Origin of the sequence: Streptomyces sp. BK79, from assembly GCF_044142145.1 — a bacterium.
Lineage (GTDB): Bacteria > Actinomycetota > Actinomycetes > Streptomycetales > Streptomycetaceae > Streptomyces.
Window position 1 is genome coordinate 234,231 of the sequence record NZ_JBHVOC010000005.1, and the last position, 22,233, is coordinate 256,463.

At 73.9% G+C, this 22,233-nt stretch carries 15 protein-coding genes and 1 pseudogene; 8 read left to right on the plus strand and 8 right to left on the minus strand.

Annotated features, from left to right (window positions below; genetic code table 11):
* Positions 1 to 38 precede the first annotated feature (38 nt).
* From lanKC to ACFIF2_RS08355, 4 genes are all read left to right on the plus strand, one after another.
* Positions 39 to 2,729 (plus strand): class III lanthionine synthetase LanKC, encoded by a 2,691-nt coding sequence (gene lanKC, locus ACFIF2_RS08340; protein ID WP_395571882.1) that lies wholly within the window; start codon positions 39 to 41, stop codon positions 2,727 to 2,729.
* Between the two features lie 36 nt (positions 2,730 to 2,765).
* On the plus strand, positions 2,766 to 2,894 hold the full coding sequence (locus ACFIF2_RS08345; RefSeq protein ID WP_006130296.1) for a SapB/AmfS family lanthipeptide: 129 nt from the start codon (positions 2,766 to 2,768) through the stop codon (positions 2,892 to 2,894).
* A gap of 107 nt (positions 2,895 to 3,001) precedes the next feature.
* A complete protein-coding gene (locus tag ACFIF2_RS08350; RefSeq protein ID WP_395571883.1) occupies positions 3,002 to 4,909 on the plus strand; it encodes an ABC transporter ATP-binding protein in 1,908 nt (635 codons plus the stop codon).
* Positions 4,906 to 6,705 carry an ATP-binding cassette domain-containing protein gene (locus tag ACFIF2_RS08355; RefSeq protein WP_395571884.1) on the plus strand — a complete coding sequence of 600 codons (1,800 nt, stop codon included), beginning with the start codon at positions 4,906 to 4,908 and terminating at the stop codon, positions 6,703 to 6,705. Before ACFIF2_RS08350 ends, ACFIF2_RS08355 begins: the two co-directional genes overlap by 4 nt.
* A gap of 2 nt (positions 6,706 to 6,707) precedes the next feature.
* Here the strand turns inward: ACFIF2_RS08355 and ACFIF2_RS08360 are convergent, their stop codons facing one another.
* The 5 genes from ACFIF2_RS08360 to ACFIF2_RS08380 form a co-directional block, all read right to left on the minus strand.
* A complete protein-coding gene (locus ACFIF2_RS08360) occupies positions 6,708 to 7,307 on the minus strand; it encodes a LuxR C-terminal-related transcriptional regulator (protein ID WP_395571885.1) in 600 nt (199 codons plus the stop codon).
* Positions 7,308 to 7,926: 619 nt separating this feature from the next.
* The gene (locus ACFIF2_RS08365; RefSeq protein ID WP_395571886.1) at positions 7,927 to 9,228 is read right to left on the minus strand and encodes an amidohydrolase; all 1,302 of its coding nucleotides are present in this window, start codon (positions 9,226 to 9,228) and stop codon (positions 7,927 to 7,929) included.
* 51 nt (positions 9,229 to 9,279) lie between these two features.
* Entirely contained in the window at positions 9,280 to 10,557 is a 1,278-nt protein-coding gene (locus tag ACFIF2_RS08370) for an amidohydrolase family protein (RefSeq protein WP_395571887.1), read from the minus strand.
* Between the two features lie 207 nt (positions 10,558 to 10,764).
* Positions 10,765 to 11,496: a GntR family transcriptional regulator gene (locus ACFIF2_RS08375; RefSeq protein ID WP_395571888.1), complete on the minus strand. Its 732-nt coding sequence runs from the start codon at positions 11,494 to 11,496 to the stop codon at positions 10,765 to 10,767.
* Positions 11,497 to 11,574: 78 nt separating this feature from the next.
* The gene (locus ACFIF2_RS08380) at positions 11,575 to 12,921 is read right to left on the minus strand and encodes a helix-turn-helix domain-containing protein (RefSeq protein ID WP_395571889.1); all 1,347 of its coding nucleotides are present in this window, start codon (positions 12,919 to 12,921) and stop codon (positions 11,575 to 11,577) included.
* A 174-nt stretch (positions 12,922 to 13,095) separates the two neighbouring features.
* Here ACFIF2_RS08380 and ACFIF2_RS08385 point away from each other — a divergent pair, with 174 nt between their 5' ends.
* A complete protein-coding gene (locus ACFIF2_RS08385; RefSeq protein ID WP_395571890.1) occupies positions 13,096 to 13,719 on the plus strand; it encodes a hypothetical protein in 624 nt (207 codons plus the stop codon).
* A 165-nt stretch (positions 13,720 to 13,884) separates the two neighbouring features.
* Here the strand turns inward: ACFIF2_RS08385 and ACFIF2_RS08390 are convergent, their stop codons facing one another.
* Positions 13,885 to 14,364 carry a MarR family winged helix-turn-helix transcriptional regulator gene (locus ACFIF2_RS08390; RefSeq protein ID WP_395571891.1) on the minus strand — a complete coding sequence of 160 codons (480 nt, stop codon included), beginning with the start codon at positions 14,362 to 14,364 and terminating at the stop codon, positions 13,885 to 13,887.
* A 30-nt stretch (positions 14,365 to 14,394) separates the two neighbouring features.
* On the opposite strand from ACFIF2_RS08390, the pseudogene ACFIF2_RS08395 reads away from it, so the two are divergent.
* A pseudogene (locus ACFIF2_RS08395) lies at positions 14,395 to 15,458 on the plus strand (GNAT family N-acetyltransferase).
* 11 nt (positions 15,459 to 15,469) lie between these two features.
* On the opposite strand, the gene ACFIF2_RS08400 reads toward ACFIF2_RS08395, so the two are convergent.
* Positions 15,470 to 16,045: a TetR/AcrR family transcriptional regulator gene (locus ACFIF2_RS08400; RefSeq protein ID WP_395571892.1), complete on the minus strand. Its 576-nt coding sequence runs from the start codon at positions 16,043 to 16,045 to the stop codon at positions 15,470 to 15,472.
* A 141-nt stretch (positions 16,046 to 16,186) separates the two neighbouring features.
* Between ACFIF2_RS08400 and ACFIF2_RS08405 the strand changes: the two genes are divergently transcribed.
* A complete protein-coding gene (locus tag ACFIF2_RS08405; protein WP_395571893.1) occupies positions 16,187 to 17,005 on the plus strand; it encodes an SDR family NAD(P)-dependent oxidoreductase in 819 nt (272 codons plus the stop codon).
* Between the two features lie 316 nt (positions 17,006 to 17,321).
* Positions 17,322 to 19,154, plus strand: a complete 1,833-nt coding sequence (locus tag ACFIF2_RS08410) for a cholesterol oxidase substrate-binding domain-containing protein (protein ID WP_395571894.1) — start codon at positions 17,322 to 17,324, stop codon at positions 19,152 to 19,154.
* Positions 19,155 to 19,257: 103 nt separating this feature from the next.
* On the opposite strand, the gene ACFIF2_RS08415 is transcribed toward ACFIF2_RS08410, so the two are convergent.
* The gene (locus ACFIF2_RS08415; RefSeq protein ID WP_395571895.1) at positions 19,258 to 22,029 is read right to left on the minus strand and encodes a glycosyl hydrolase; all 2,772 of its coding nucleotides are present in this window, start codon (positions 22,027 to 22,029) and stop codon (positions 19,258 to 19,260) included.
* Between the last annotated feature and the right edge of the window lie 204 nt (positions 22,030 to 22,233).

Consider the following 22,233-nt stretch of genomic DNA (forward strand, 5'->3'; position numbering starts at 1 on the left):
AGCGTCTTCCTCGGCACCGACCGGCGAAGGGAGCAGTCGTGAACAAGGGCTACGCCGTCTACTGCGACGCGGACCCGCACTTCTACGACGCGCCGCATCGCACCGCCCCCGGGAGCGCGACGGCGGGCACCCGGTACGCGGCGGCCACGCTGCCCGTGCCGGAGGGCTGGCAGCGTGCCGAGAGCGGCGACTGGCTCGCCCTGCGCCCCGTGGACGCCGTCCTGCCGGCGCAGGGGTGGAAGATCCACGTCTCCGCCGGTCTGGACAACGCCGAGTCGGTCCTGGAGCGGGTGAGAGCGTACTGCCTCGCACACGGCGTCGCCTTCAAGTTCGTCCCGAGCCGTTACCTGCTGCACCAGCGCAACGCCAAGTACGCCGACCGGGCGGGCAGCGGCAAGTTCATCACCGTGTACCCGGCGGACGAGGAGCAGTTCGAGCGCCTCGCGGGTGAACTGACCGCCCTGCTGGACGGCGAACCGGGACCGCACATCCTGAGCGACCTCCGGCTCGGTGACGGACCGGTGCACGTACGCTACGGCAGCTTCACCCGCCGCAACTGCTACGACGCCGACGGCGAACTGCGGCCGGCCATCGCCGACCCCGACGGCGTCCTCGTCCCCGACTTCCGGGGCCCGGTGTTCCGGGTGCCGGAGTGGGTGAGCGTGCCGGCGTTCCTGCGGCCCCATCTCGACGCGCGGGCGACGGTCACGCTGGCCGGTATCCCGTACACCGTCGAGCAGGCGCTCCACTTCTCCAACGGCGGGGGCGTCTACCGGGCCCGCGACACCCGCAGCGGAGAGACGGTGGTCCTGAAGGAGGCCCGCCCGTACGCCGGTCTGGCGGCCGACGGGGCCGACGCGGTGACCCGGCTGCGGCGCGAACAGCGGGCTCTGGAGCGGCTGGCGGGGCTGCCCTGCACGCCCGAGGTGCGGGACGCCTTCACGGTGGGGGAGCACCACTTCCTGGTCCTGGAGCACCTCGACGGCAAGCCCCTCAACACCTTCTTCGCCCGGCGCCACCCGCTCATCGAGGCCGACCCCGGCGACCGGCGGCTCGCCGAGTACACCGAGTGGGCACTCGACGTGCACGCCCAGGTCGAGCGGGCGGTCGCCGACGTCCACGGGCGGGGTGTGGTCTTCAACGACTTGCACCTGTTCAACATCATGATCCGTGAGGACGGACGGGTGGCCCTGCTGGACTTCGAGGCCGCCCATCACGTCGACGAACCGGGCCGGCAGACCGTCGCCCACCCCGCGTTCGTGGCGCCGCCCGGCCGGCGGGGTCCGGCCGTGGACCGGTACGCGCTGGCCTGTCTGCGCCTGGCCCTCTTCCTGCCGCTGACCAGTCTGCTGGCGCTGGACCGGCGCAAGGCGGAGCACCTCGCCGACGTGGTGGCCCGGCAGTTCCCGGTCCCGCGGGCCTTCCTGGACGCGGCGGTCGCCGAGATCACCGGCGTACCGGAGACGGCCGGCGTACCGGAGACGACCGGTGGACCGGAGACGGCCGACGCGCCCGGGACGGCCGACGCGCCCCGGATCGCTGACGCACCTGCGCACGCGCCGGCCGCATCCCGCCGCGGGCACCGCTTCGTGCCCGTCGAGCCGGGCGACTGGCCGCGCAGCCGCGCGTCGATGGCCGCGGCCATCCGCGCGTCGGCGACGCCTTCCCGCGACGACCGGCTCTTCCCGGGCGACATCGCCCAGTTCGCGACCGCGGGCGGCGGCCTGACGTTCGGGCACGGCGCGGCCGGCGTGCTGTACGCCCTCGCCGAGAGCGGTGCCGGGCGGGACGAGGACGCGGAGAACTGGCTGCTGGAGCGGACGAAACAGCCGCCGTCGGGGATGCCGCTGGGCTTCCACGACGGGATCGCCGGCACCGCATGGGTCCTGGACCACCTCGGCCACCGGGCGCAGGCCCTCGACCTGACCCGGCTGCTCCTGGAGCACCCTCTGGAGGAGCTGGGCCCGGACCTGCACGGCGGCACGGCGGGCGTGGGCCTGGCACTGGACTCCCTGGCCGCCTCCACCGGCGACCCGGCCCTGCGCGCCGCCGCCCTGCGGTGTGCCGAACTGAGCGCCCGGGGCCTGTCGGCCGACACCCGCCCGGCCCGCGCCGGTCTGCTGCACGGTGCCACGGGCAGCGCCCTGCTCTTCCTGCGCCTGTACGAATCCACCGGCGACACCGGCCTCCTGGACCTGGCCGCCACCGCGCTGCGCCAGGACCTCGCACGCTGCGTCCGCGGCGCGGGCGGCGCCCTCCAGGTGGACGAGGGCTGGCGCACGATGCCGTACCTGGGAGCCGGCAGCGTCGGCATCGGCATGGTGCTCGACGACTACCTGGCGCACCGCGCCGACGAGCGGTTCGAGCAGGCGAGGGCCGAGATCGTGCGCGCGGCGCAGGCCATGTTCTACGCCCAGCCCGGCCTGTACCGGGGCGTCGCCGGCATGGTCCTGTACCTCGGCCGGACGACCACCCCGGGACCCGGCACCGGTCCCGAGGCCGTCCGGCGCCAAGTCGACGCGCTGACCTGGCACGCCATGTCCTACCGCGGCGAACTCGCCTTCCCCGGCGAGCAGATGATGCGCCTGTCGATGGACCTGTCCACCGGCACGGCCGGCTGCCTGCTGGCCCTCGCGTCCGTATGCGGCGACCGGCCCGCCGGCCTGCCGTTCCTCCCCCCGCCGCGGCCCGAGCCGCGGCCCACGAGCCGGTCCCGTCCGGGGCCGTGAGTAAAGACACCCGTTGTCGTACGAAGGGATGAGCACATGAACCTGTTCGACCTGCAGTCCATGGAGACCCCGAAGGAAGAGGCGATGGGGGACGTCGAGACGGGCAGCCGCGCCAGCCTGCTGCTCTGCGGCGACAGCAGCCTCAGCGTCACGACCTGTAACTGACGCGCGAGGAGGCCCGCCGCGGGGGACCGCGGCGGGCCGCCCCGTTTCTTCCGGTACCAGCGGCCCCGGCCCCGCCGCGGGCGGCACGCACACGAGGGGAGGCGCTGGTGGGTACGACCCCGGCCCGGCGACCGCGGCGGGAACGGGCGCGGTCCGACTCCACCCGCGCGGATCCCGGGCGCCTGCCCGAACTGCTGGTCCTGCTCTGCTCGGTGGCGGCCGCGGCGGTCACCGTCGCGCAGCCCCTGGTCCTCGGCCGCGCCCTCGATCTGCTCCTGAGCGACGGCTCCGCCGGTCCCTGGCTGACGGCGAGCGTGGCGCTGCTCGTCGGCGAGGTGCTCCTGGACGGTCTGACCGCGCTGCTCGCCGGTCGTTGCACCGCCGACTGGACGGCGTCGATCCGCTCCCGGGCCCTCACCGGCCTGCTGCGCGCCGCACCGGACCGGACCCGCTCGTACTCCCCAGGGGACGTCGCGACGCGGCTGACGCTCAACGCCTCCGACGCCGGGGGCGCCCCGGCCGCGAGGGCCTCACTGGCGGCCTCGCTGATCACCCCGGCCGGCGCGCTCGTCGCGCTGGCCTTCATCGACGTGTGGGTCGCCGGGTGTGTGCTGGCCGGTCTGCCCGCCCTGGTCCTGGTGCTGCGCACGTTCGCCCGTGACACCGGAACGTCGGTCCGCGCCTACCAGCGGGTGCAGTCGGACATCGCCGGCCGCCTGCTGGAGACCCTGCGGGGCGCGGAGACCATCGCCGCCGCCGGGACGGCCGCCCGGGAACGAGAGCGGGTGCTCCGCCCACTGACCGAACTCACCGCGCTCGGCCGCCGCATGTGGGTCCTGCACGGGCGGGCGCTGGCCATCGGCGGTGTGCTCGTCCCGCTGCTGACGGTGGCCGCCCTGGCCGTCGGCGGGCTCCGGCTCGGGGCGGGCGCGCTGAGCGTCGGCGAACTGCTGGCGGTGAGCCGGTACGCGCAGCTGACCGCGGGCTTCGGCAGCGCGGCCACACTGCTCGGAGCGCTCGTCCGGGGCCGGTCGGCCAGGGAGCGCACCGCGACACTGGAACGGCTGCCCGCCCTGCCCTACGGAACCCGGACCCTGCCCCCGGACGGGCCGGGCACCCTGGAACTGCGCGGGGTGCGCGTGCTGCGGGAGGGGACGGAGGTCCTGCGGGCGGAGGACGTCGTCGTGCCGGGCGGGACGACCGCCGCGGTCGTGGGCCGCAGCGGCGCCGGCAAGTCCGTACTGGCCGCCGTGGCGGGCCGGTTGATCGACCCGGACGAGGGGCGGGTGCTGCTGGACGGCACACCCCTGGACTCCCTGACCCGTGCGGGCCTGCGCACCGAGGTCGGCTTCGCCTTCGCGCGTCCGGTCCTGGCGGAGGGCACGGTGGCGGACGCGGTCGCGGCCGGGGCGCGCGTGGCGGCGCCGCGCCGGGTGCGGGAAGCCGTCCGCGTCGCGGGTGCCGACGCCTTCGTACGGCGCCTTCCGCAGACGTACGACACCCCGCTCGACGACGTCGCCCTCTCCGGCGGCGAACACCAGCGGCTGGGACTGGCCCGGGCCTTCGCCCACGCCGGGCGGCTGCTCGTGATGGACGACGCGACCTCCAGCCTCGACACGGCCACGGAGCACGCCGTGGACCGGGCGATGCGCCGCTCGCTCAGGAACGCCACCCGCCTCGTCGTGGCCCACCGCCCGTCGGTCGCGGCACGGGCGGATCTGGTGATCTGGCTGGAGGAGGGGCGGGTCCGAGCGGTGGGACCCCATCAGCGGCTGTGGGAACAGGAGCCGTACCGGGCGGTGTTCGCCACCGGCGCGGGATCCCGCGCCGGATCCGGGGGCGGGGCGACGAACGGCGGTACGGGGACCGGCGGCACGGAGACCGGCGGCGGCAGCGGGCGGCTCCGCGGCGGGGGCGGCGGTGACGTCCACCGCGATCGGTCGGACGGCCGTGACGGCCGTGACGGCCCTCGCGGGGATCGCGCTCCCTCCCTCCCCGGCGAGGTGCGGCCATGACCCTCCTGGCCGGCCGCGCGACACGGCCCCGGCCCGGGCCCGGGGACGGCACGCTGCGCCGGGTCGGACCGCACGCCCGGCGATTCCTCACCCGACGCAAGGCCGTCCTCGCCCGGCTCGGGGCGTGGTCGGTGGCGGAGTCGGCGCAGACCTTCCTGATCGGGTACGGCGTCGCCCAGGCCGTCGACCGGGGATTCCTCGCCGGCGACACGGCCGAAGGGCTCGGCTGGCTCACGGTGGCCGCCGTCGCCGTACTGCTCGGGGCGCCGGTGATCAAGGGTGTCTTCGCCCAACTCGCCGGGCTGACCGAGCCGTTGCGGGACAGCCTCGTACGGCGGGCGGTCGACCAGTCGATGACGGGCGCGCTGGCCCGCCCCGGCGGCCGGGACCGCGCCGCGGTCTCACGCCTGACCAACCAGGTCGAGATCGTGCGGGACAGCTTCGCCGGGCTCGTGCTCACCCTGCGCTCGTTCGTGTTCACCGCCGCCGGTGCGCTGGCGGGCCTGTTCTCGCTGGACCCGGCGTTGCTGGTGGTGGTCGGGCCCCCCCTCGCCGGGGGCCTGGCCCTGTTCCTGCTCACGCTGCGGCCCATGGCCGGGGCACAGCGGAGAGCCCTCACCGCCGACGAGGCGCTGGGCGATCACGCGGCGCGGACCCGGGAGGAACTGCGCGACATCACCGCGTGCGGCACGGAGCCGGAGACGGCCAGGCGAGGGGAACGGCTCGTCGCGGACGCCGCCGCCACCTCGCGCGCCCTCGCGCGCTGGGCGGCGGTGCGCACCCTGGCCCTCGGCGTCGCGGGGCACCTGCCGGTCCTGCTCCTGCTGGTGAGCGTGCCGTGGCTGCGCGCCGAGGGAGTGACGACGGGTGCCCTGCTGGGCGCCTTCACCTACCTCGCCCAGGCCCTGCTGCCCGCGCTGCACACCCTCATGACGGCGATCGGCGCCGCGGGGACCCGGCTGCTGGTGGTCCTGGACCGCTTCCTGGCGGCGGAGCCGTCCTCGGCCCCCCAGGCCACGTCCCCGCCCGCCCCCGCCGTCGGCGCCGGGCCGGGACCGAAGCCGCCGCCGGGTCCGCCGCCCGCCCTCGCACTTCGAGCGGTGACGCTCTCCTACGGGGCACGGGCCGAGCCGGTGCTCGACGCGCTCGACCTGCGGGTCGAGGACGGCGAGCACCTGGCCGTCGTAGGCCCCAGCGGCATCGGCAAGTCGACCCTCACCCGGCTCGTCGCCGGGACGCTGGCACCGAGCGACGGGACCGTGGAGGTGGCCGGTACCCCGGTCACCGGCCGCGGCCCGGCCGAACTGTCCGCGCTGCGCGTCCTGCTGCCGCAACAGGCGTACGTCTTCACCGGCACCGTGCGCGACAACCTCACCTACCTGCGGCCCGAGGCCTCCACGGTCCAGGTCGGGGCCGCCGTACGCGCACTTGGCGCCGACCGTCTGCTGGCGCGTCTGGGCGGGCTCGACGCGCAACTGCGGCCGGACGACCTCTCCCAGGGCGAGCGTCAGCTCATCGTGCTGGTCCGGGCCCACCTGTCGCCGGCGCCGCTGCTCCTGCTGGACGAGGCGACCTGCCATCTCGACGCGGCGGCCGAGGCGCGGGCCGAGAAGGCGCTCGCCCGGCGTCCGGGGACGCTGCTCGTCGTGGCCCACCGCATGTCGTCCGCGCTCCGCGCCGACCGGATCCTGGTGCTGGACGGGGTCGGCGCGGCGTGCGGCACCCACGCCGAACTCCTCGACCGTTCACCGCTCTACCGGGATCTGGTGGGTCACTGGGGCGAGACCCACGGGTGACCTCACATCCAGCCGGCGTTCTGGACGATGCGGATCGCGTCCACCCGGTTGCGCGCGCCGACCTTCCGGATCGCGCTGGCCATGTAGTTGCGGACGGTCCCCCGGGACAGGTGCAGCACGCCGGCGATCTCGGCGATGGACGCTCCCTGCGCCGCGTGCGAGACGACACTCAGCTCCCGGGCCGTCAGGGGCGTCCGTGAGGCGTCCATCAGAGCGACGGCGAGTCTCTCGTCCAGGAACCGCTCCCCTTTGGCGGCGGCGTGCACGGCGGCGATCAGCCGCTGGGACGGGGCGTCCTTGCCGACGAAACCGAGCGCCCCGGCCTCGAACGCCCGGCGCAGCACGCCCGGCCGGTCCGGGGCCGTGAGAACGACCAGCCGAGCGTCCCGGCAGCACTCCAGGAACGGGGCCCGGCAGACCTCTCCCGGCCCCTTGAGACAGTTCCCGTCCACCACGCACACGTCCGCCGGTAAGTCGTCCCGGTCGATGCCCTCGCCCCGGGACGACGTGGACGACACGTCGAACCCGTCGGCGGACTGCAGCAGGTGCACCAATGCCGAACGCAACAGCAGGGCATCGTGCACCACGAGAACACGGACCATGTGCAACCCCCAAGGTCTCCCGGCCGTCCTCGCGGACCACCGGGCTCGTCCCCCATTTCCCTCAGCCGTGTGCCCAAAGGACCCTGCGGAAAAGCCCGGACGGGTTCCGGCGGGGGAGGAACCGACCTCAATGCGCCGTTCTCAGCGGCACCGGAAGCCGGAACGACGACGAGCGGTCGGCCGGAACACGCCCCCGTCCGACAGGAACCGCCGGTGACGAAACGGGACGAGTAGGTGGTGCGGCGACGCGCGATCCGTCGCCGCCCAGGACGGCGCAGGCCGAAAACACCCCAAGTGAAGGTGACCCGAACAACCCGCCTCCCTGTGGGTGACTCTTGCGGCGGGCTGGACCGGTCGCGTCGCCGCCGACGAGTCCGCAGAAGGCCGGTGTGGCGAGCGCGCGGGGTCCGTCGGGGGAGGCCCGGACGACGGGTCTCCCGCCCCGCCGACGCTATCGGTGCGCTCGGAACCAGCTCGCCGCGACGATGGTGAGCCGCGGGCAAAGTCTCACCGGCCATGAGCAGCCACCCCGTGAACCACGCCGTCATCGAACGTGCCACCCAGCACATCTACGCGGTTCCTGAAGCCTCCGGCGCAGAGGGCGAGGAGAAGGACACGATCAGATCAGTTCCCCGTCCCGGGCGACCACCCGGCCGCCGTGCACGACCATGTCGCGCCGGGGCATGTCGACCACGACCTGGGGAAGGCACTCGGCACGCACCAGCACGAAGTCCGCCGGTGATCCCGGTGTCAGGTCGGCGCGGGCCAGGCCCATGACGTCGGCGCCCCCGTGCGCCCCCACCGTGTAGCAGGAGGCCAGTTCCTCGTCGAGCCGCACGTCCGTGATCCAGCCCAGCAGGTGGGCCCGGTGCAGCATGTCGGCGTTCCCGAACGGGCTCCACGCGTCGCGCACGCCGTCCGAGCCCAGCCCCACCCGGACGCCGTGCTCGCGCAGCACGGCCACCGGGAGCACCAGCGACTCGTTCGGCGCGACCGTCGTCAGGGCGATGTCCAGCTCGGCCAGCTCCCGCGCCATGGACCGCAGGGCGCCCTCGGCGAGGAACGGCAGGCAGAAGACGTGGCTGACCGTCACCCGGCCGCGCAGGGACAGGGCCCGGGTCCGCTCGATGATGCCGCGCAGCACCCGGGTGCCCTTCTCGTCACGGTCGTGCAGGTGGATGTCCACGCCGACGCCGTACCGGTCGGCCAGGTCGAAGACCAGGTCGAGCTGCTCCTCCGGCGCCCCGTCGAAGCTGATCGGGTCGATGCCGCCGATCAGGTCGACCAGGCCCTGGCGCGCCGCGGACGTCAGGAGTTCGGCCGTGCCGGGCGCGCGCACGACACCGTGCTGCGGGAAGGCCACGATCTGCACGTCCAGCGCTCCGGCGAGGCGGTCGCGCGCCTCGGCCACCCCTTCGACGCCGGCCAGACCGTAGGCGGGTGCCACGTCCGCGTGGGCGCGCATGGCGCGGGTCCCGCGGGTGACGGCGTGCCGCATCAGGCCGTACGCCCGCTCGCCCACCGGGCGCCGCTGGGTGCGGTACAGCTCGACGTCCTGCGCGCAGTAGTCGGCGATGCCGCTCGCGGGCTCGCGCGTCACCCACCGGCCGCCCCAACTGGTCTTGTCGGGGTGGATGTGCGCGTCCACCAGAGCCGGCAGCGCCATCCGGCCGTCGGCGTCCACGACGGAGGCGCCACGGGGCGCGGGCCGGTCGGAGATCCGCCCGTCCACGACGGTCAGGTCCACCGTCTGCCGGGCGTCGGGCAGCCGTACGTCGCGGAACACGACGGCCTCGCGCGGGTGAGGGCCGGCCCCGGGACCGGGTGCCGCCTGGGCCGCCGCCGGCGTGAAGGCGGCGGCGCCACCGAGCGAGGCGGCACCCGCGAGGACGTTGCGACGGGAGAGGGGTGGGGGTGTCATGCCGGGCTCCTGAGGGGTGTCGGGGGGGCGTGTGGAGCGGGGGAGCGGCGGTCAGAGGGGCACGCCCGCGCGCACCACCCGCGCGGGGGCCGAGAGCAGCGAAAGGTCGGCCAGCGGGTCGCCGTCGAGCAGGATCAGGTCGCCCGCGTGGCCCGGGGTGAGGCGGCCCGCGGTGCCCTCCAGACCGAGCAGTCGCGCGGCCCCGGTGGTGGCGGTGCGCAGGGCGTCGAGCGGGGACAGACCGGCCGCGTGCATCAACTCGACCTCGGCGCCGACAGGGTCGACCGTGCCGCCGGAGGAGTCGGTGCCGGCCGCCAGCGGCACGCCCAGGTCGTGCGCCGCCCGTACCGCCCGCTTCAGGATCGGCAGGTAGGTCCTGCCGCGTTCGGCCAGGACCGGGTCCTCGGAGGCGGCGAGTCCCGAGACGGCCGTCAGGGTCGGCGTGAACCACGTGCCCCGGCGGCGCATCTCGTGCAGGGTGCGCTCACCGACGAACACCCCGTGCTCCAGGGACCTGACGCCCGCCGTGACCGCGTCGTGGCAGCCCTTCTCGCTGTAGCTGTGGCACAGCACGCCCTTCCCTCCGCGGCGTGCGGCGGCCACCACCTCGCTGAGCTGGGCATGCGAGTAGACCTGGGCCAGCGGGTCCTGGTCGGGCAGCCCGGCCCGCTCGTTGACCCGTGTCTTGATGACGTCGGCGCCCCGCGTCAGGTTGGTCCGCACGACGTGGCGCAGGGCGTCGGCGGAGCGGACCCCGTCCTTCAGGGCGGCCAGCGAGGTCAGCTCCGGGTCGGCGAGGAGCGTGTCGCCCAGATCGGGGGTGACGAAGACGCCGGCCGCCCGCAGCCGGGGTGCCAGGCCGGGGGACCGGCGGGCCAACTCCCGTACGGCGATGTCCTGGTAGAAGTTCGTGGACCCGCTGCGGGCACTGGTGGCGCCCTTGGCGACGGCGTCACGTGCCTCGGCCGCGGTGTTGAGGTGGATGTGCGCGTCGATCAGGCCGGGCAGCACCCAGCGGCCGTGGGCGTCCAGGCGGGGGACGCCGGCCGGGACGCCGGTCCGGCTGCGGGGACCGGCGGCGCGCACCCTGCCGTCGCGGATCACGACGACGGCGTCCTCGGTGACGTCACCGGTGGCCGGGTCGAGGAGCGTGCCACCCTCGACGACCAGGTCGGCGGTGCGCGCCGGCCGCCGCCCGGCCGTCGGGATCGCCTGCGCGGGAGAGGCCGCCGTGAGGGCGGCCGCCGTGCCCGCGAGGGCGGCGGACGCGGCGAGCACACCGCGACGGGTCAGCCGGCTGGACGGAGGCTCGGAGGGCTCGACGCACATGACGGACTCCTGGGACGGGGGAACGGTGGCGGAACGGAAGACCCGCCTGGCGAGAATTTGTATACCAAAGGAGAGGCGCGCGACAAGGAGTGGCGCACACCGGGGTAATCGCCGGTGTGCCATCGCGACGAAAACCGGAATAACGGCCGGAATAGAGGGTGATGCCCCAGTTCCCGCACTCGGCATCAGGCTCCGTCGGCCGGGCTGCTAAACACCCTCGGTATACAAAGTGTCTCCCTGGGGGGTGGTGTCCCCGAACAGGGAACGCAGCGCCACCGCGCGGCTGTCGCGCACGTGCAGCAGGGTGCCGGCCGCTGCCGCCTCCTCGTCGCCCGCGGCGATGTGGCGGAAGATCTCCGCGTGCTGGTGGCGCATGTGGGCGGACTCCGCGCGCATGCCGAAGAGCAACTGCAGCTGCCAGCCGAGCTGCTCCATGGTCCGGGCCAACAGCGGATTGCCGGCCAGCGCCACGATGCGGTCGTGGAACTCCGTGTGCGCCGCCACCTCGCGGGCGCCCTCGTCCTCGCCGGCGGCCTCCTCGGCGCGGGCCAGCGAGGCGCGCAACGCCTCGAGCTCCGACAGCTCCGGCATCCCCGCCTGCGTGCCGTCCGCCGCCGCGACCCGCCGGGCCGCCAACCGCGACGCCTGGACGGCCAACGGCTCCCACACCTCGTACAGGTACCGGACGTCCGAGCGCTCCAGGCTGCGCACCCGCACCCCGCTGTGCGGCGACAGTTCGAGCAGGCCTTCCGCCACCAGCGCCCGCAGCGCCTCGCGCACCGGCACCCGGGACATGCTCAGTTCCTCGGCGACCTCCCGCTCCACCAGCCGTGACCCCATGGGGTACCGCCGGTCCACGATGCGCCGGCGCACCGCCTCCCGGGCCTGCGCGCTCAGCGACGCCCGGGGCTGCTCCCCCTGTGCCGTGCCCGCTGCCATGTCCGTCCGCCCCTCGCCCTCGTGTCCGCAGCGAGGATACGTCCCGGACCGCACGCCCACCGCGATACGCCCCCGTCCTCAGCTGTAGGGCCCCCACCGGCGTTGCAGGGTGTCGTACGTGTACCGGGGCAGGCCCTCGATGCCGCTGGTGCGGAACGGGCGGCCTTCGTCGTCGATGCGTACGGTGCCCTTTTGGCCCTGGGAGGACCAGTCCAGCTCCAGGTACCAGCGGCAGTCGCACGAGCTGGTCCCGGCCGTGACCAGCAGCACCTCGGGGTCCTTCGCCGAGACGCGGTAGGGCATGCGCACGGCCGGGATCGGCGTGCCGGAGTCGCTCCCGGCGACCGCGCGGGCGAGGGGGCGGTCCTTGTCCAGGTCCACGGCGAAGTACCGGGGCGTGATCGAGCCGCCGCAGCCCTGGTCCATGGCGTAGGCGTTGCCCTCGGCCGGTGCCGTACGCCCGACCACGCGCACGCGCAGCGCCTCCAGCACGACGGCCGTGTCGCTGCGCCCCTGCACCGACAGCTGTACGAGCGTCTCGCCGCCGTGCACCGCGCTCTGCGTCGCCGCCCAGGGCGCCGCGTCCTGCGGGGCAGGGGGAGGGGGTACCTGGCCGGGTGGCTTGGCGATGACGTAGTCGTGGCCGCACCCCAGCTTCCAGGCCTGGGAGTTGACGGACCAGGTGAGCGGCAGCCCGGCGGGCTGTTCACGGCGGGTCGGGGCGGGTGTCGCGCGGGGCGGGTGAGAGGTGCCCGGTTTCTCCTTCGGGGGCGCGGAGCCCGAGGGCCGTTCGGAGGCGGTGGAGTCGCTCGGGCCGGGCGAGGCGCTCCGTCGCTCGGGCGCCCCGGCCTCCGCCCTGCCGGAGGCCGTACCGGACGCCGTCGGACCGGTGTCCCGGGCAGCACCGTCGGCGGGCGCCCGCCGCCCGTCCGGCAGCGCGGACAGAGCCCCGAGCGTCGCGAGCACGGCACAGACGGAGGCCAGCCCGGCCACGAGACGTCTACGGCGGTACCACGCGCGGCGCGCGGGTGGAAGCGGCGGCGTCGGTGCGGGCGCGGGCGGTGGCGCGCTCCGCGCCGCCCCCGCCGTACGCGGCCGGTGGCGGGCCGCCACTGCCTGGAGCCAGCGGCGGTGGAGTTCCAGACGTTGCTCCGCGGTCGCCCCGCACAGGGCCGCGAAGCGTTCCACGGGGGCGAAGTCGAGCGGCACCGCCTCGCCCGCGCAGTAGCGGTGCAGCGTCGAGGTGTTCATGCCCAGCCGGCGGGCCAGCGAGCCGTAGCTGCGGTCCGTGCCTTCCTTCAGCGCCCGCAGCAGCGCCGCGAACCCGGCCACCTCGTCGATGCCGTCGCCGTCGTCCTGTGCCGACACGGGTCCCCCGTCCTCGTACGACCCCACCCGGCCCGGGACGGTGTCCCAGGCACCCATGTACCTGCACGTCAGACGGCCTGGGATGGTTCCACCGGGTCCGATGGGCCGTCGGCTGTTGCGCCCGGCTGCCGTGACCACGGATGCTCTTGGTGCCGCACCGACCAGGCCGGGCCGACCAGCCGGCCGCGCCGCGGCAGCCACGTCCACGCACGCATCCACGGGGGAACACCCATGCCCATGCGCCACCGCACGAGCGCACTCACCGCACTCACCGTCGCCGCCCTCGCGGCGGGCTCGGTCCTCACGGCACCGGCCGCCGGCGCCGCCCCGAAGGCCGCCGCGCCCACGTTCCTGTCGGCGTCCCAGCTGCCACCGCACCCGACGTCGTCGTGGACCGCCGGGCCGGTCACCGACGGGTTCCCGGAGTCACTCGGCCTCTGCGTGAGCACGGAGGGCGTGCCCTCCTACGCCTACCGGCACCGGGAGTTCCGGACCGACCTGGACACGAGCGCCGTCCAGTTGACCGTCGTGACGGGCACGGCCGCCCAGGCCAAGGCCCTGGCGAAGCACTACGACGACCTGATCCGCACCTGCGCCGACCGCGTCGAGGAGTCCTCGCCCGACGTCGAGGCCGAGGGCCGGGACTACGGCAGGCTGCCGGTCGAGGAGGGCGCCCGCGTCCGGGGCCTGCACACCGAGACGTCCTGGGGCGCCACCGACATCGCCCTGCTGTCCGTCGGGCGGGACGGCAGGACCGTCACCGTCGTGCGGTGGGGGCAGATGGGCGACTTCGACGACGCGCCCGTGGCCGCCTTCAGGAAGACCACGACCACGGCCGTCGACAAGCTGTACTGACCGGGCGGCCGGGCGAACCGGGCGGAAAGAGCTGGGGCCGTCCTCCCGCCTCGGGGGTCGGGAGGACGGCCCCGTATTGGCGGGAGGACGGCCCCGTATGTCGTGCGCGGCCGTCCCGGCGGCGCCGTCCGGGAACGCGGGCGTCCTACGGCAGCGCGGGCCGCTCTACGGGCCGTCGGCGATCTTTTCCGCGATGCGTCCGAGGGCCTCGAGTTCCGCGGGGTCCAGCCGGTCGACGAGGTGCCGTCGCACGGAGGCGACATGGGTCGGGGCGGCTTCCCGGAGCGCGTCCCACCCCGTCGCGGTGAGGACCAGGAAGCAGCCTCTCCCGTCGGCCGGGTCCGGTGCGCGCCGGATGAGTCCGCGCACCTCCATGCGGGTGGCATGGCGGGACAGACGGCTTCGCGACCACCCCATCTTGGCGGCCTGATCGCGCAGCGTGCTGGTGCCGTCGGTGCGCTCGGACAGGGTGCTGAGCACCTCGTAGTCCGGCTCGGACAACCCGTGTGCGGCCAGGTCCTGCGCGGTGCGGGTCTGCACCGCGGTCACCATGCGGAGGTACGCCCGCCAGGCGCGCTCCTCGTCGGCCGCGAGCCAACGGACCGGAGGGTCCGTCTCCTTGGGATCCGTCTCTTTCGTTGACATGTAATCAATCTACCGGCTACTTTCGTTTCCATGACAACGAAACGGCTTCGCATCGTCGTACTGGTCTGCAGCACACGTCCCGGCGCCCTCGGCCCCGCCGTCGGCCGGTGGCTGACCGAGACGCTCGCGACGAGCGCCGGCCTGCTCGGCGCGGACCTCGTGCCTGTGGCCGTCGGTGATCTGGGCCTGCCCTTCCTGGACGAGGAGGAGCACCCGTCGACCGGCGTCCACGAGCACGAGCACACCCGCCGCTGGAGCCGGATCGTCGACGGCGCGGACGGCTTCGTCTTCGTGACGCCCGAGTACAACTACGGAATGCCCGCGACCCTGAAGAACGCGCTCGACTACCTGGGCCCGGAATGGGCCTGGAAGCCGGCCGGCTTCGTCAGCTACGGACACACCTCGGCCGGCACCCGCGCGGTCCAGCACGCCAAGCAGGTCGTGACCACCCTGCGCCTCGTCCCCCTGGGAGCGACCGTGGCGATAGGATCGCCGACGCGATGCGGGAGGAGCGTTTCGCCCCCGCGGCGCGTCATGCCGCCGCGGCCGAAGGGCTGCTGTCGGAACTGGTATGGGTCTCACGGGCCCTGGCCCCACTGCGTGAACACGGGCACGAGGACACCGTGGCGGGCCCGCTCCCCGGCTCGTACGCGCGGCGTCTGGGCCCGGACGACGCCCCCGAGGTGACGGTGCTGCAGCGCTGCTGCTGGATGGAGGAGGCGCTCGCCAACGACACCCTGGCGATCCCGGCGCTCCACGAGTCCCTGGACGAGGTGCGCGCCTGGCTGGCCGCCTGGCATACGACGGGACTGTGGCGGGACGGGCGGCTGCTCGGAATCGTCCGCACGCGTCGCGACGGCGCCGACCTGCACGTCGGGCGGCTCGCCGTCGCCCCCGACCTGCGGGGCCGGGGTGTGGGCCGGTGGCTGCTGGACCAGGCCGAGTCCGCCGGGAGGGGCTGCCGGCGTTTCGTCCTGTCCACCGGTGCCGCGAGCCACCGCAACCTCACCCTCTACCGCCGGCAGGGCTACGCCCCGCTTCCCGACGCGTCGGGCGACGGTGTGGTGAACCTGGCGAAAGCCGTCCCCGCCTGAGCGCCGGCCGATCAGGTGCGTGGGCCGGCGCCGTGCAGCAGGGTGTCGATGATGCGGGTGGCGAGGGCGTCCGGGTCGGCGTCGTCCGCGTTGCCGTGCAGGGACTCCCCGATGAGCGCGTAGTAGACCCGGCGCACCCAGTCGAGGTCGGCCGCCTCGTCGATGAGCTTGTCGTCCTGGGCCCGCTTCAGTACGGCGAGGCAACTGCGGCCGATGTCCTGGTGGAGGAGGGCCGCCTCGCCGTCCGGGTCGGCCGGCAGCTCCAGGGCGAACGCCCAGGCGCTCTTGACCTGCAGCACGTTGGCCGTGATCCGGTGCATCGCCACCAGCGGCGGCGCGGTGTCCGGCCTGCCGTCGTCGACCGCCCGGGCGAGCTGGCGGGCGGCGGAGGACGCCAACGCCTCGATCAGCGCCTGCCGGTTGGCGAACCGCCGGTGGATGGTCGTGCGGGCCACGCCCGCGGCTGCCGCGATCTGCTCCATGGAAGCGCCGGGATCTTCGGCGAGCACCCGCTCGGCCGCTTCCAGGATGGCGCGCACGCTGCGTTCCGCGTCCGCCCGCAGTGATCGTCCCGTCGTCTCACCCATGACGCCTCCTGCTGGTCCGATTGTCCGAGGAGATCATACGTCCGTGACGCGCTGATCCATCTAAATGCATCATCACTGTTGCGATTAAGGAGGTTGTTGATACATAGTCATCCCAGTTGCTCTCGACTCAAGGAGAAGCTCGTGAACAGCACCGCCCTCATCACCGGAGCGTCGTCCGGCCTCGGCGCGGAGTTCGCCGCACAGCTCGCCGCCCAGGGGCACGACGTGATCCTGGTGGCGCGCACCGGCGACCGGCTCGCCGCCCTCGCCGAGCGCCTGATCACCGCACACGGCGTCCAGGCACACGTGCTGGTCCAGGACCTCGCCGTGCCGGACGCGGCCCGCCGCATCGCCGACCGGCTGACCGCCCGGGGTCTGAGCGTCGACCTGCTGGTCAACAACGCCGGCTTCGGCACCTGCGGCCGCTTCGAGGAGATACCCGGGGCCCGCGACCACGACCAGCTGATGGTCAACGTCGTCGCACTCGTCGACCTCACCCACGAACTCCTGCCCGGCATGCTGGAACGCGGCCGGGGCTCGGTCGTCAACGTCGCGTCCAACGCCGCCTTCCAGCCCTCCCCGTACTTCGCCGTCTACGGTGCGGCCAAGGCCTTCGTGCTGAACTTCGGCCTCGCCCTGCGCCAGGAGTACCGCCGACGTGGCATCCGCGTGCTCACTCTGTGCCCCGGCCCGGTCGAGACCGCCTTCTTCGACACCATCGGCACCCGCCGGGCGGCTGTCACCGGCTCCATGACCACCCCGGAGCCGGTGGTGCGCGCGGCGCTGCGCGCGCTGGAGCGTGACCGCGGCTACGTCGCCCCCGGACTCGGCAACGCTCTGGGCGCACACCTGACACCCCGTCGCCCCCGGACCCTGGTGGCGGCCGTCGCCGAACGCGTCACCCGCAAGGTCCTGGCCGCCTCGCCGGCCCCCTCCTCGTCGCCGGAGCACGTCGCATGAGAGCCGCAGCCCCCGTCGGCGCCGCCTCGGCGCCGACCGCGCGGGCCTCTTCGCCGGCCTCGTGCCGGTGGGCGCACTGCTCACCGCCGTGGCACTCGGTCTCGGCCGGCCGGGCCCCCGGCCGGCCGGGTCCGTCAGGCGTCGTCGGCGACCATCAAAGACCGCCGGGGCGGGGGCGTTCCGCGCTTTTTCACTCGATCGCGTAGAACAAACGACCATATGACTGCGAGGCCCCTGGCCGCTGGTTAGCGTGCGTGTTCGGTCGGCCCGCCTGGGCCGGTCCGGGGTGAGGCGGGACCAGGGGAGGTTCTCGGGGATGACGGACGAGTCTTCGGTTCAGGGCGGCGGACCGTCGCGGCGCAGGCTGCTCGCCTCGGCCGTCGCCGCGGCCGGCGGGGCCTGGCTGTTGCGCGGAGTGGTCCGGCCGGGCAGCGCCTACGCCGGCGTGCCGTCGCCGCCCGGCTTCCCGCCCGGGCTCGACGTCTACCGGCGCGTCTATGAGAACTGGTCCGGTGAGATCCGTGCCGACCAGTTGTGGACGTGCGCACCCCGCACCCCGCAGGACCTGCTCGACGTCGTGAACTGGGCCTACGGTGCCGGCTGGACGGTACGGGCGCAGGGCATGCGGCACGGCTGGGCTCCGCTCACGGTGGCCGACGACACCCCCGCCGCGACGCGGGTCGTACTGATGGACACCACCGCCCACCTCACCGGGATGTCGCTGGACCGGCGGGACGCCGACGGCTCGGCCCTGGTCCGGGTCCAGGCAGGGGCCCTGCTGGAGCGGCTCCTCGCGTTCGCCGGCACGCACGGATACGGGGTCGTCGCCGCGCCGGCACCCGGGGAACTGTCGGTCGGCGGCGCGCTGGCCATCGGCGCGCACGGCACGGCCGTCCCCGCCACCGGCGAGCACCCGTCACCCGGCCACGGGTACGGCTCGCTGAGCAACCTGGTCACCGAGCTGACCGTGGTCGTCTGGGACGACGACGCCGGGCGGTACGTCCTGCGGACGGTCGGGCGGGCCGAGCCCGACTGCGACGCGCTCCTCACCCACCTCGGCCGCTCGCTCGTCACCGAGGCCGTGCTGCGCATGGGCACCGACCACAACCTGCGCTGCCGGTCCTTCCTGCACATCCCCGCCACCGAACTGTTCGCCGCCCCCGGCGCCCCGGCCGGCACCAGGACCCTGGCCGGCTTCGTCGACAGGACCGGCCGGGCGGAGGCGATCTGGTTCGCGTTCACGGACAAGCCCTGGCTGAAGGTCTGGAGCGTCACCCCCGACCGGCCGTTCGCCTCCCGGGCGGTCGACGGGCCGTACAACTACCCGTTCTCCGACTCGCTTCCCGAGCCGGTGGCCCGGCTAGCCGGGACGCTCGTCTCGGGAGCCTGGGCGAGCGCCCCGCTCTTCGGGCAGGTCCAGTACCTGCTGGCCAAGGTCGCCCTGACCGGTGACATCACCGACGTCCTGCTGTCGGGAACCCTCGTGCGGGACGTACTGACCGGCGACGTGCTCACCCACCTGCTGGCCGGCGGGCTGCGCTCGGACCTGTGGGGAGCCTCCCGCAACCTGCTGGAGTACGTGCGGCCCACGACACTGCGCGAGACGGCCAACGGCTACGCCGTCCTCACCCGCCGGGCCGATCTGCAGTGGGTGGTCAGCCGGTTCGCCGACTTCTACCGCGAGCTGCTCGCCGAGTACGCGGCACGCGGCGAGTACCCGGTCAACGGGCAGGTGGAGATCCGGGTGACCGGACTGGAGGATCCGTCCGTGTGCGGCGTCCCCGGCGCCCGGCCACCGCTGCTGTCCGCCCTGCGGCCGCGCCCGGACCGGCCGGAGGCCGACACCGCCGTGTGGATCGACATCCTCTCCTTGCCGACGACACCCGCTCTGCACCGCTTCTACCGGGAGATCGAGCAGTTCCTCCTGGCCCTGGACGGGGACCGGGCGACCGTACGGGTGGAGTGGTCGAAGGGCTGGGGCTACACCGACACCGCCGCGTGGTCCGACCCGGACGTCCTCACGCGGGCCGTTCCCGCCGCCCTGCGCGCCGGGGGCGGACCGGGCTGGGACGAGGCGGTCGCGATCCTGGACCGGCTCGATCCCCATCACGTGGTCTCCAGCCCCTTCCTCGACGCGCTGCTGCGCTGAACAGGCGGGTGGGGCGGGAGAGAGCGCGACGACATCGCCGTCGGGCACACCGGTGCGGTGGGCAACGGACCGACACCGTCGCCCACCGCACGACATCGCCGGTTCAGCTGTACGGGATCACGACCACGGACTTGTCCGTGCTCGTCTGGAGCTGTGTGGCGCCGTTGCCGATGGCGCTCCAGACCTCGAGGCGTACGGTGCCGCCCCTGAGGTCGCCCAGGGTGCCCGTGGACGCCTTGAGGCCGCGCGCCTGCGTGTACTCCTCCCAGCCGTTGACCGGGTCGGTGGCGAAGTAGTTGTAGGTCTCGGTCCGGTCGAAGGAGCCGTCGCCGGTGAGGTCGTAGCTGATCCGGGCCTGTTGTCCGAGGCCGACCGCGGTGCCGGCGTCCACCTGGAGCCGGAAGGCGGTCCCCGCCCCCGGGGTGAGCGTGCCGCTGACGCCGCGGACCTCGTAGACGAGGGGCCGGTACGGGGTGCCGTCGTGGTTGGCGCCGCCTCCGGAGGGGATCGTGTCGCTGCCCGGCGTGCCGCCGGTCGCCGTGGTCAGGACGCCACCGCCGCGGAGCTGGAAGGTGTTCCCGGCCGGCGGGTCGGGGTCGGGATCCCCGGAACCGCTCCCGGTGCCGCTCGCGGTGGAACGAGCCGGTACGGAGAGGCTCTTGCCGTCCGAGAAGGTGACGGTTCGAGCCGACGATCCGTGGTTGTGGGCGACGTACGTGCGGGTCGTCCCCTTGGTGAAGACGGCGGAGGTGGGGATGTCACCGGTCACGGTGGCGTCCGGGGCACCGACGGCGTCGAGGGTGTTGATCCAGTGGTAGGTGTGCGCCTTGGACTCCCCCTGCTCCGGGGTGTAGCCGGCGTTGCCCGCGTCCCACTTGGCCTTGGCGGCGGCCGGGTCGGCGAAGGACTCGAACTCCCAGAGGATGTCGCGCCATTCGACGGCCGGACCGCCGTTCTCCCGTTCCATCTCGGCGATGTTGCGCCGGACGGCGGCCTTCTCGCCGCCCAGGTGGAGGGATCCGCCGGTCACGGGCAGGACGTTGATGCCGTGGATCTCCTCGGGGTTGGCGGTCCACCACGTGGCGTAGGCGGCGCCGCTTCCCCACACCATCCCGGCCGTGCCGTGACCGAAGGACGAGGGGAACACCTGCTCGTCGGCGTCGAACCAGTACTGGGCGATCGACTCCGACTCGGTGGTCAGCAGGTAGGTGCCGAGGTCACGCAGTGAGGTGTCGCCCGTGGCGGAGCCCCACAGGACGAGGGCCGCGCTGAGGTTGGTGGACTCGGAGGAGGACTCCTGGTTGTTGCCGGCGGCGAAACCCTGGTGGCCGGAGGCCCAGCTGTGGCCCGCGTAGACGTCGAAGCCGCGCAGGAAGGGGAAGGCGCCGTCGGTGCGGCTGGGGTTGGCGGCGTCCCGCACCAGGGTCTTGACCATGCCGCCCCAGGCGGAGTCGGCGGCCCATGCCTGGTCGTACTGGGCGACGATCGCCGCCGCGTAGACGTAGTAGCTGTAGTGGAAGTGGTGGTCGTTGAGTTCGGTGTCGCTGCCGTAGGAGGCCGGGTAACCCGTGAGGGTCTTCCAGTCCCTGTCGTAGCTGAACTCGTTCGCGCCGCCCGCCGTGAACCACTCCTGGAGCTTGCCCTTGAGCAGCCCGAGCAGCCGGTCGCGGGTGCCGGTCTCACCTGCCTGCTCGGCCAGCGGGACGAGTTGGGCGAGACGGCCGAGGGCCTTTCCGGTCCAGTAGGTGTCCGAGGCGCCGGAGAAGGGGTCGGCCGCGTTCACCACCTCGTTCAGGTATCCGCGCAGCCGGGCGGTGTCCACGCCGTTCGACTTGGGCAGCGCGGGCAGCACCGCGGACGCCTTCTGGCTGGTGGTGAAGGAGGCCGATTCGCGGACCTTCATGGTGCCGCGCGGTGAGACGTAGGTGTAGGAGGTCAGGGGATCCGTGGTGTTCAGCCACTGGTGGCGGTAGAGCGCCTGGAGCGTGCCGCGCTCGGTGCCTTCCTGCGCCTCGGTGGTGAGCGTGTAGGTGGCCCTGACGGTGCCGCCGGTGTAGTTCCAGGCGACCTTGGAGTCGGTGACGAAGCTGTAGGCGTACTTCCGGAAGGTCGCCAGCGCGTCGGTGGACGGCAGCACGGCCACGGAGAAGTAGTCCTTGGAGCCGAGACCGGCGGTGACGGTGGTCCCGGCGACGTTCCAGTCGCTGCCCGTCGGCGCGAAGAGGGCGTAGTGGTGCCCGGCGACGGTGATGCCGAGGACGTTGCCCTGGTCGGCGAAGACGGTGGGCGTGCCGGCGGTGGTGATCTGGGCGTTGCCGCCGGAGCCCTTGGCGTACACGAACGGGGAGCCGTGGCCGATGGTGGTGCGCAGGGTGCGGGCGCCGTCGGACCAGTAGGGGGTGACCGTCCAGTCGGACCAGTTGTCGGCCTTGGTGTCGGGAGAGTTGAGGCCGGCCAGTCCGATGGTGAGGTCGCGTTTGTGGGCGTACTCGTACTGGCGGCCGTCCCCGACGATCGCGGGGGAGGTCGGGTAGCCGACGTCGAGCCCGCCGGCCGTGGCCTGGTAGGTGAGGGGGTGCCCGTACATGGGGGTCGAGTACGGGTTGTCGCCGTAGCGCTGGAAGGCGAGGGAGGACCACCAGTCGTTGGTGGGGACGGGGCGGTTCCGGGCGGTGGCGGTCACCTTGGGGGTGACGGGTGTTCCTGTGTTGGTGGTGGGGCCCGACGTGCCGGGGGGCCGGGTGTCGGAGTAGCTGCCGGAACCGACGGGAACGGTCGCGGCGGCCGCCGGGGCGGCGGCCGGGCCCAGGCCGACGACGGCGAGGGCTGAGGTGAGCAGCAGGGCTGCTGCCGGTCTGGTGCGGGGGGATGGCATGGGGCACCTCGAGTCTTCACAGGAGAAGAGTCTGAGAGCGCTCTCAGATGGCGGGAACGTAAAGCCTCAGTAATGCACATGTCAATACTTTGAACGGGCCCGGTCGCCGACGCCCGCCCGCGGCCGTCGTGCCTTCACCTCTTGACGATGCGAGCGGGAGAGGGACAGGTCACGCGAGTGCGGGCGGGGTGCGGGGGAGCGCCC

Excerpts from the sequence above, each read along its gene's own strand:
- ACFIF2_RS08345 (WP_006130296.1), top strand. The coding sequence starts at position 2,766 with ATGAACCTGTTCGACCTGCAGTCCATGGAGACCCCGAAGGAAGAGGCG.
- ACFIF2_RS08355 (WP_395571884.1), top strand. The coding sequence starts at position 4,906 with ATGACCCTCCTGGCCGGCCGCGCGACACGGCCCCGGCCCGGGCCCGGG.
- ACFIF2_RS08360 (WP_395571885.1), bottom strand. The coding sequence starts at position 7,307 with ATGGTCCGTGTTCTCGTGGTGCACGATGCCCTGCTGTTGCGTTCGGCA.
- ACFIF2_RS08365 (WP_395571886.1), bottom strand. The coding sequence starts at position 9,228 with ATGACACCCCCACCCCTCTCCCGTCGCAACGTCCTCGCGGGTGCCGCC.
- ACFIF2_RS08370 (WP_395571887.1), bottom strand. The coding sequence starts at position 10,557 with ATGTGCGTCGAGCCCTCCGAGCCTCCGTCCAGCCGGCTGACCCGTCGC.
- ACFIF2_RS08375 (WP_395571888.1), bottom strand. The coding sequence starts at position 11,496 with ATGGCAGCGGGCACGGCACAGGGGGAGCAGCCCCGGGCGTCGCTGAGC.
- ACFIF2_RS08380 (WP_395571889.1), bottom strand. The coding sequence starts at position 12,921 with ATGGGTGCCTGGGACACCGTCCCGGGCCGGGTGGGGTCGTACGAGGAC.
- ACFIF2_RS08385 (WP_395571890.1), top strand. The coding sequence starts at position 13,096 with ATGCCCATGCGCCACCGCACGAGCGCACTCACCGCACTCACCGTCGCC.
- ACFIF2_RS08390 (WP_395571891.1), bottom strand. The coding sequence starts at position 14,364 with ATGTCAACGAAAGAGACGGATCCCAAGGAGACGGACCCTCCGGTCCGT.
- ACFIF2_RS08400 (WP_395571892.1), bottom strand. The coding sequence starts at position 16,045 with ATGGGTGAGACGACGGGACGATCACTGCGGGCGGACGCGGAACGCAGC.
- ACFIF2_RS08410 (WP_395571894.1), top strand. The coding sequence starts at position 17,322 with ATGACGGACGAGTCTTCGGTTCAGGGCGGCGGACCGTCGCGGCGCAGG.
- ACFIF2_RS08415 (WP_395571895.1), bottom strand. The coding sequence starts at position 22,029 with ATGCCATCCCCCCGCACCAGACCGGCAGCAGCCCTGCTGCTCACCTCA.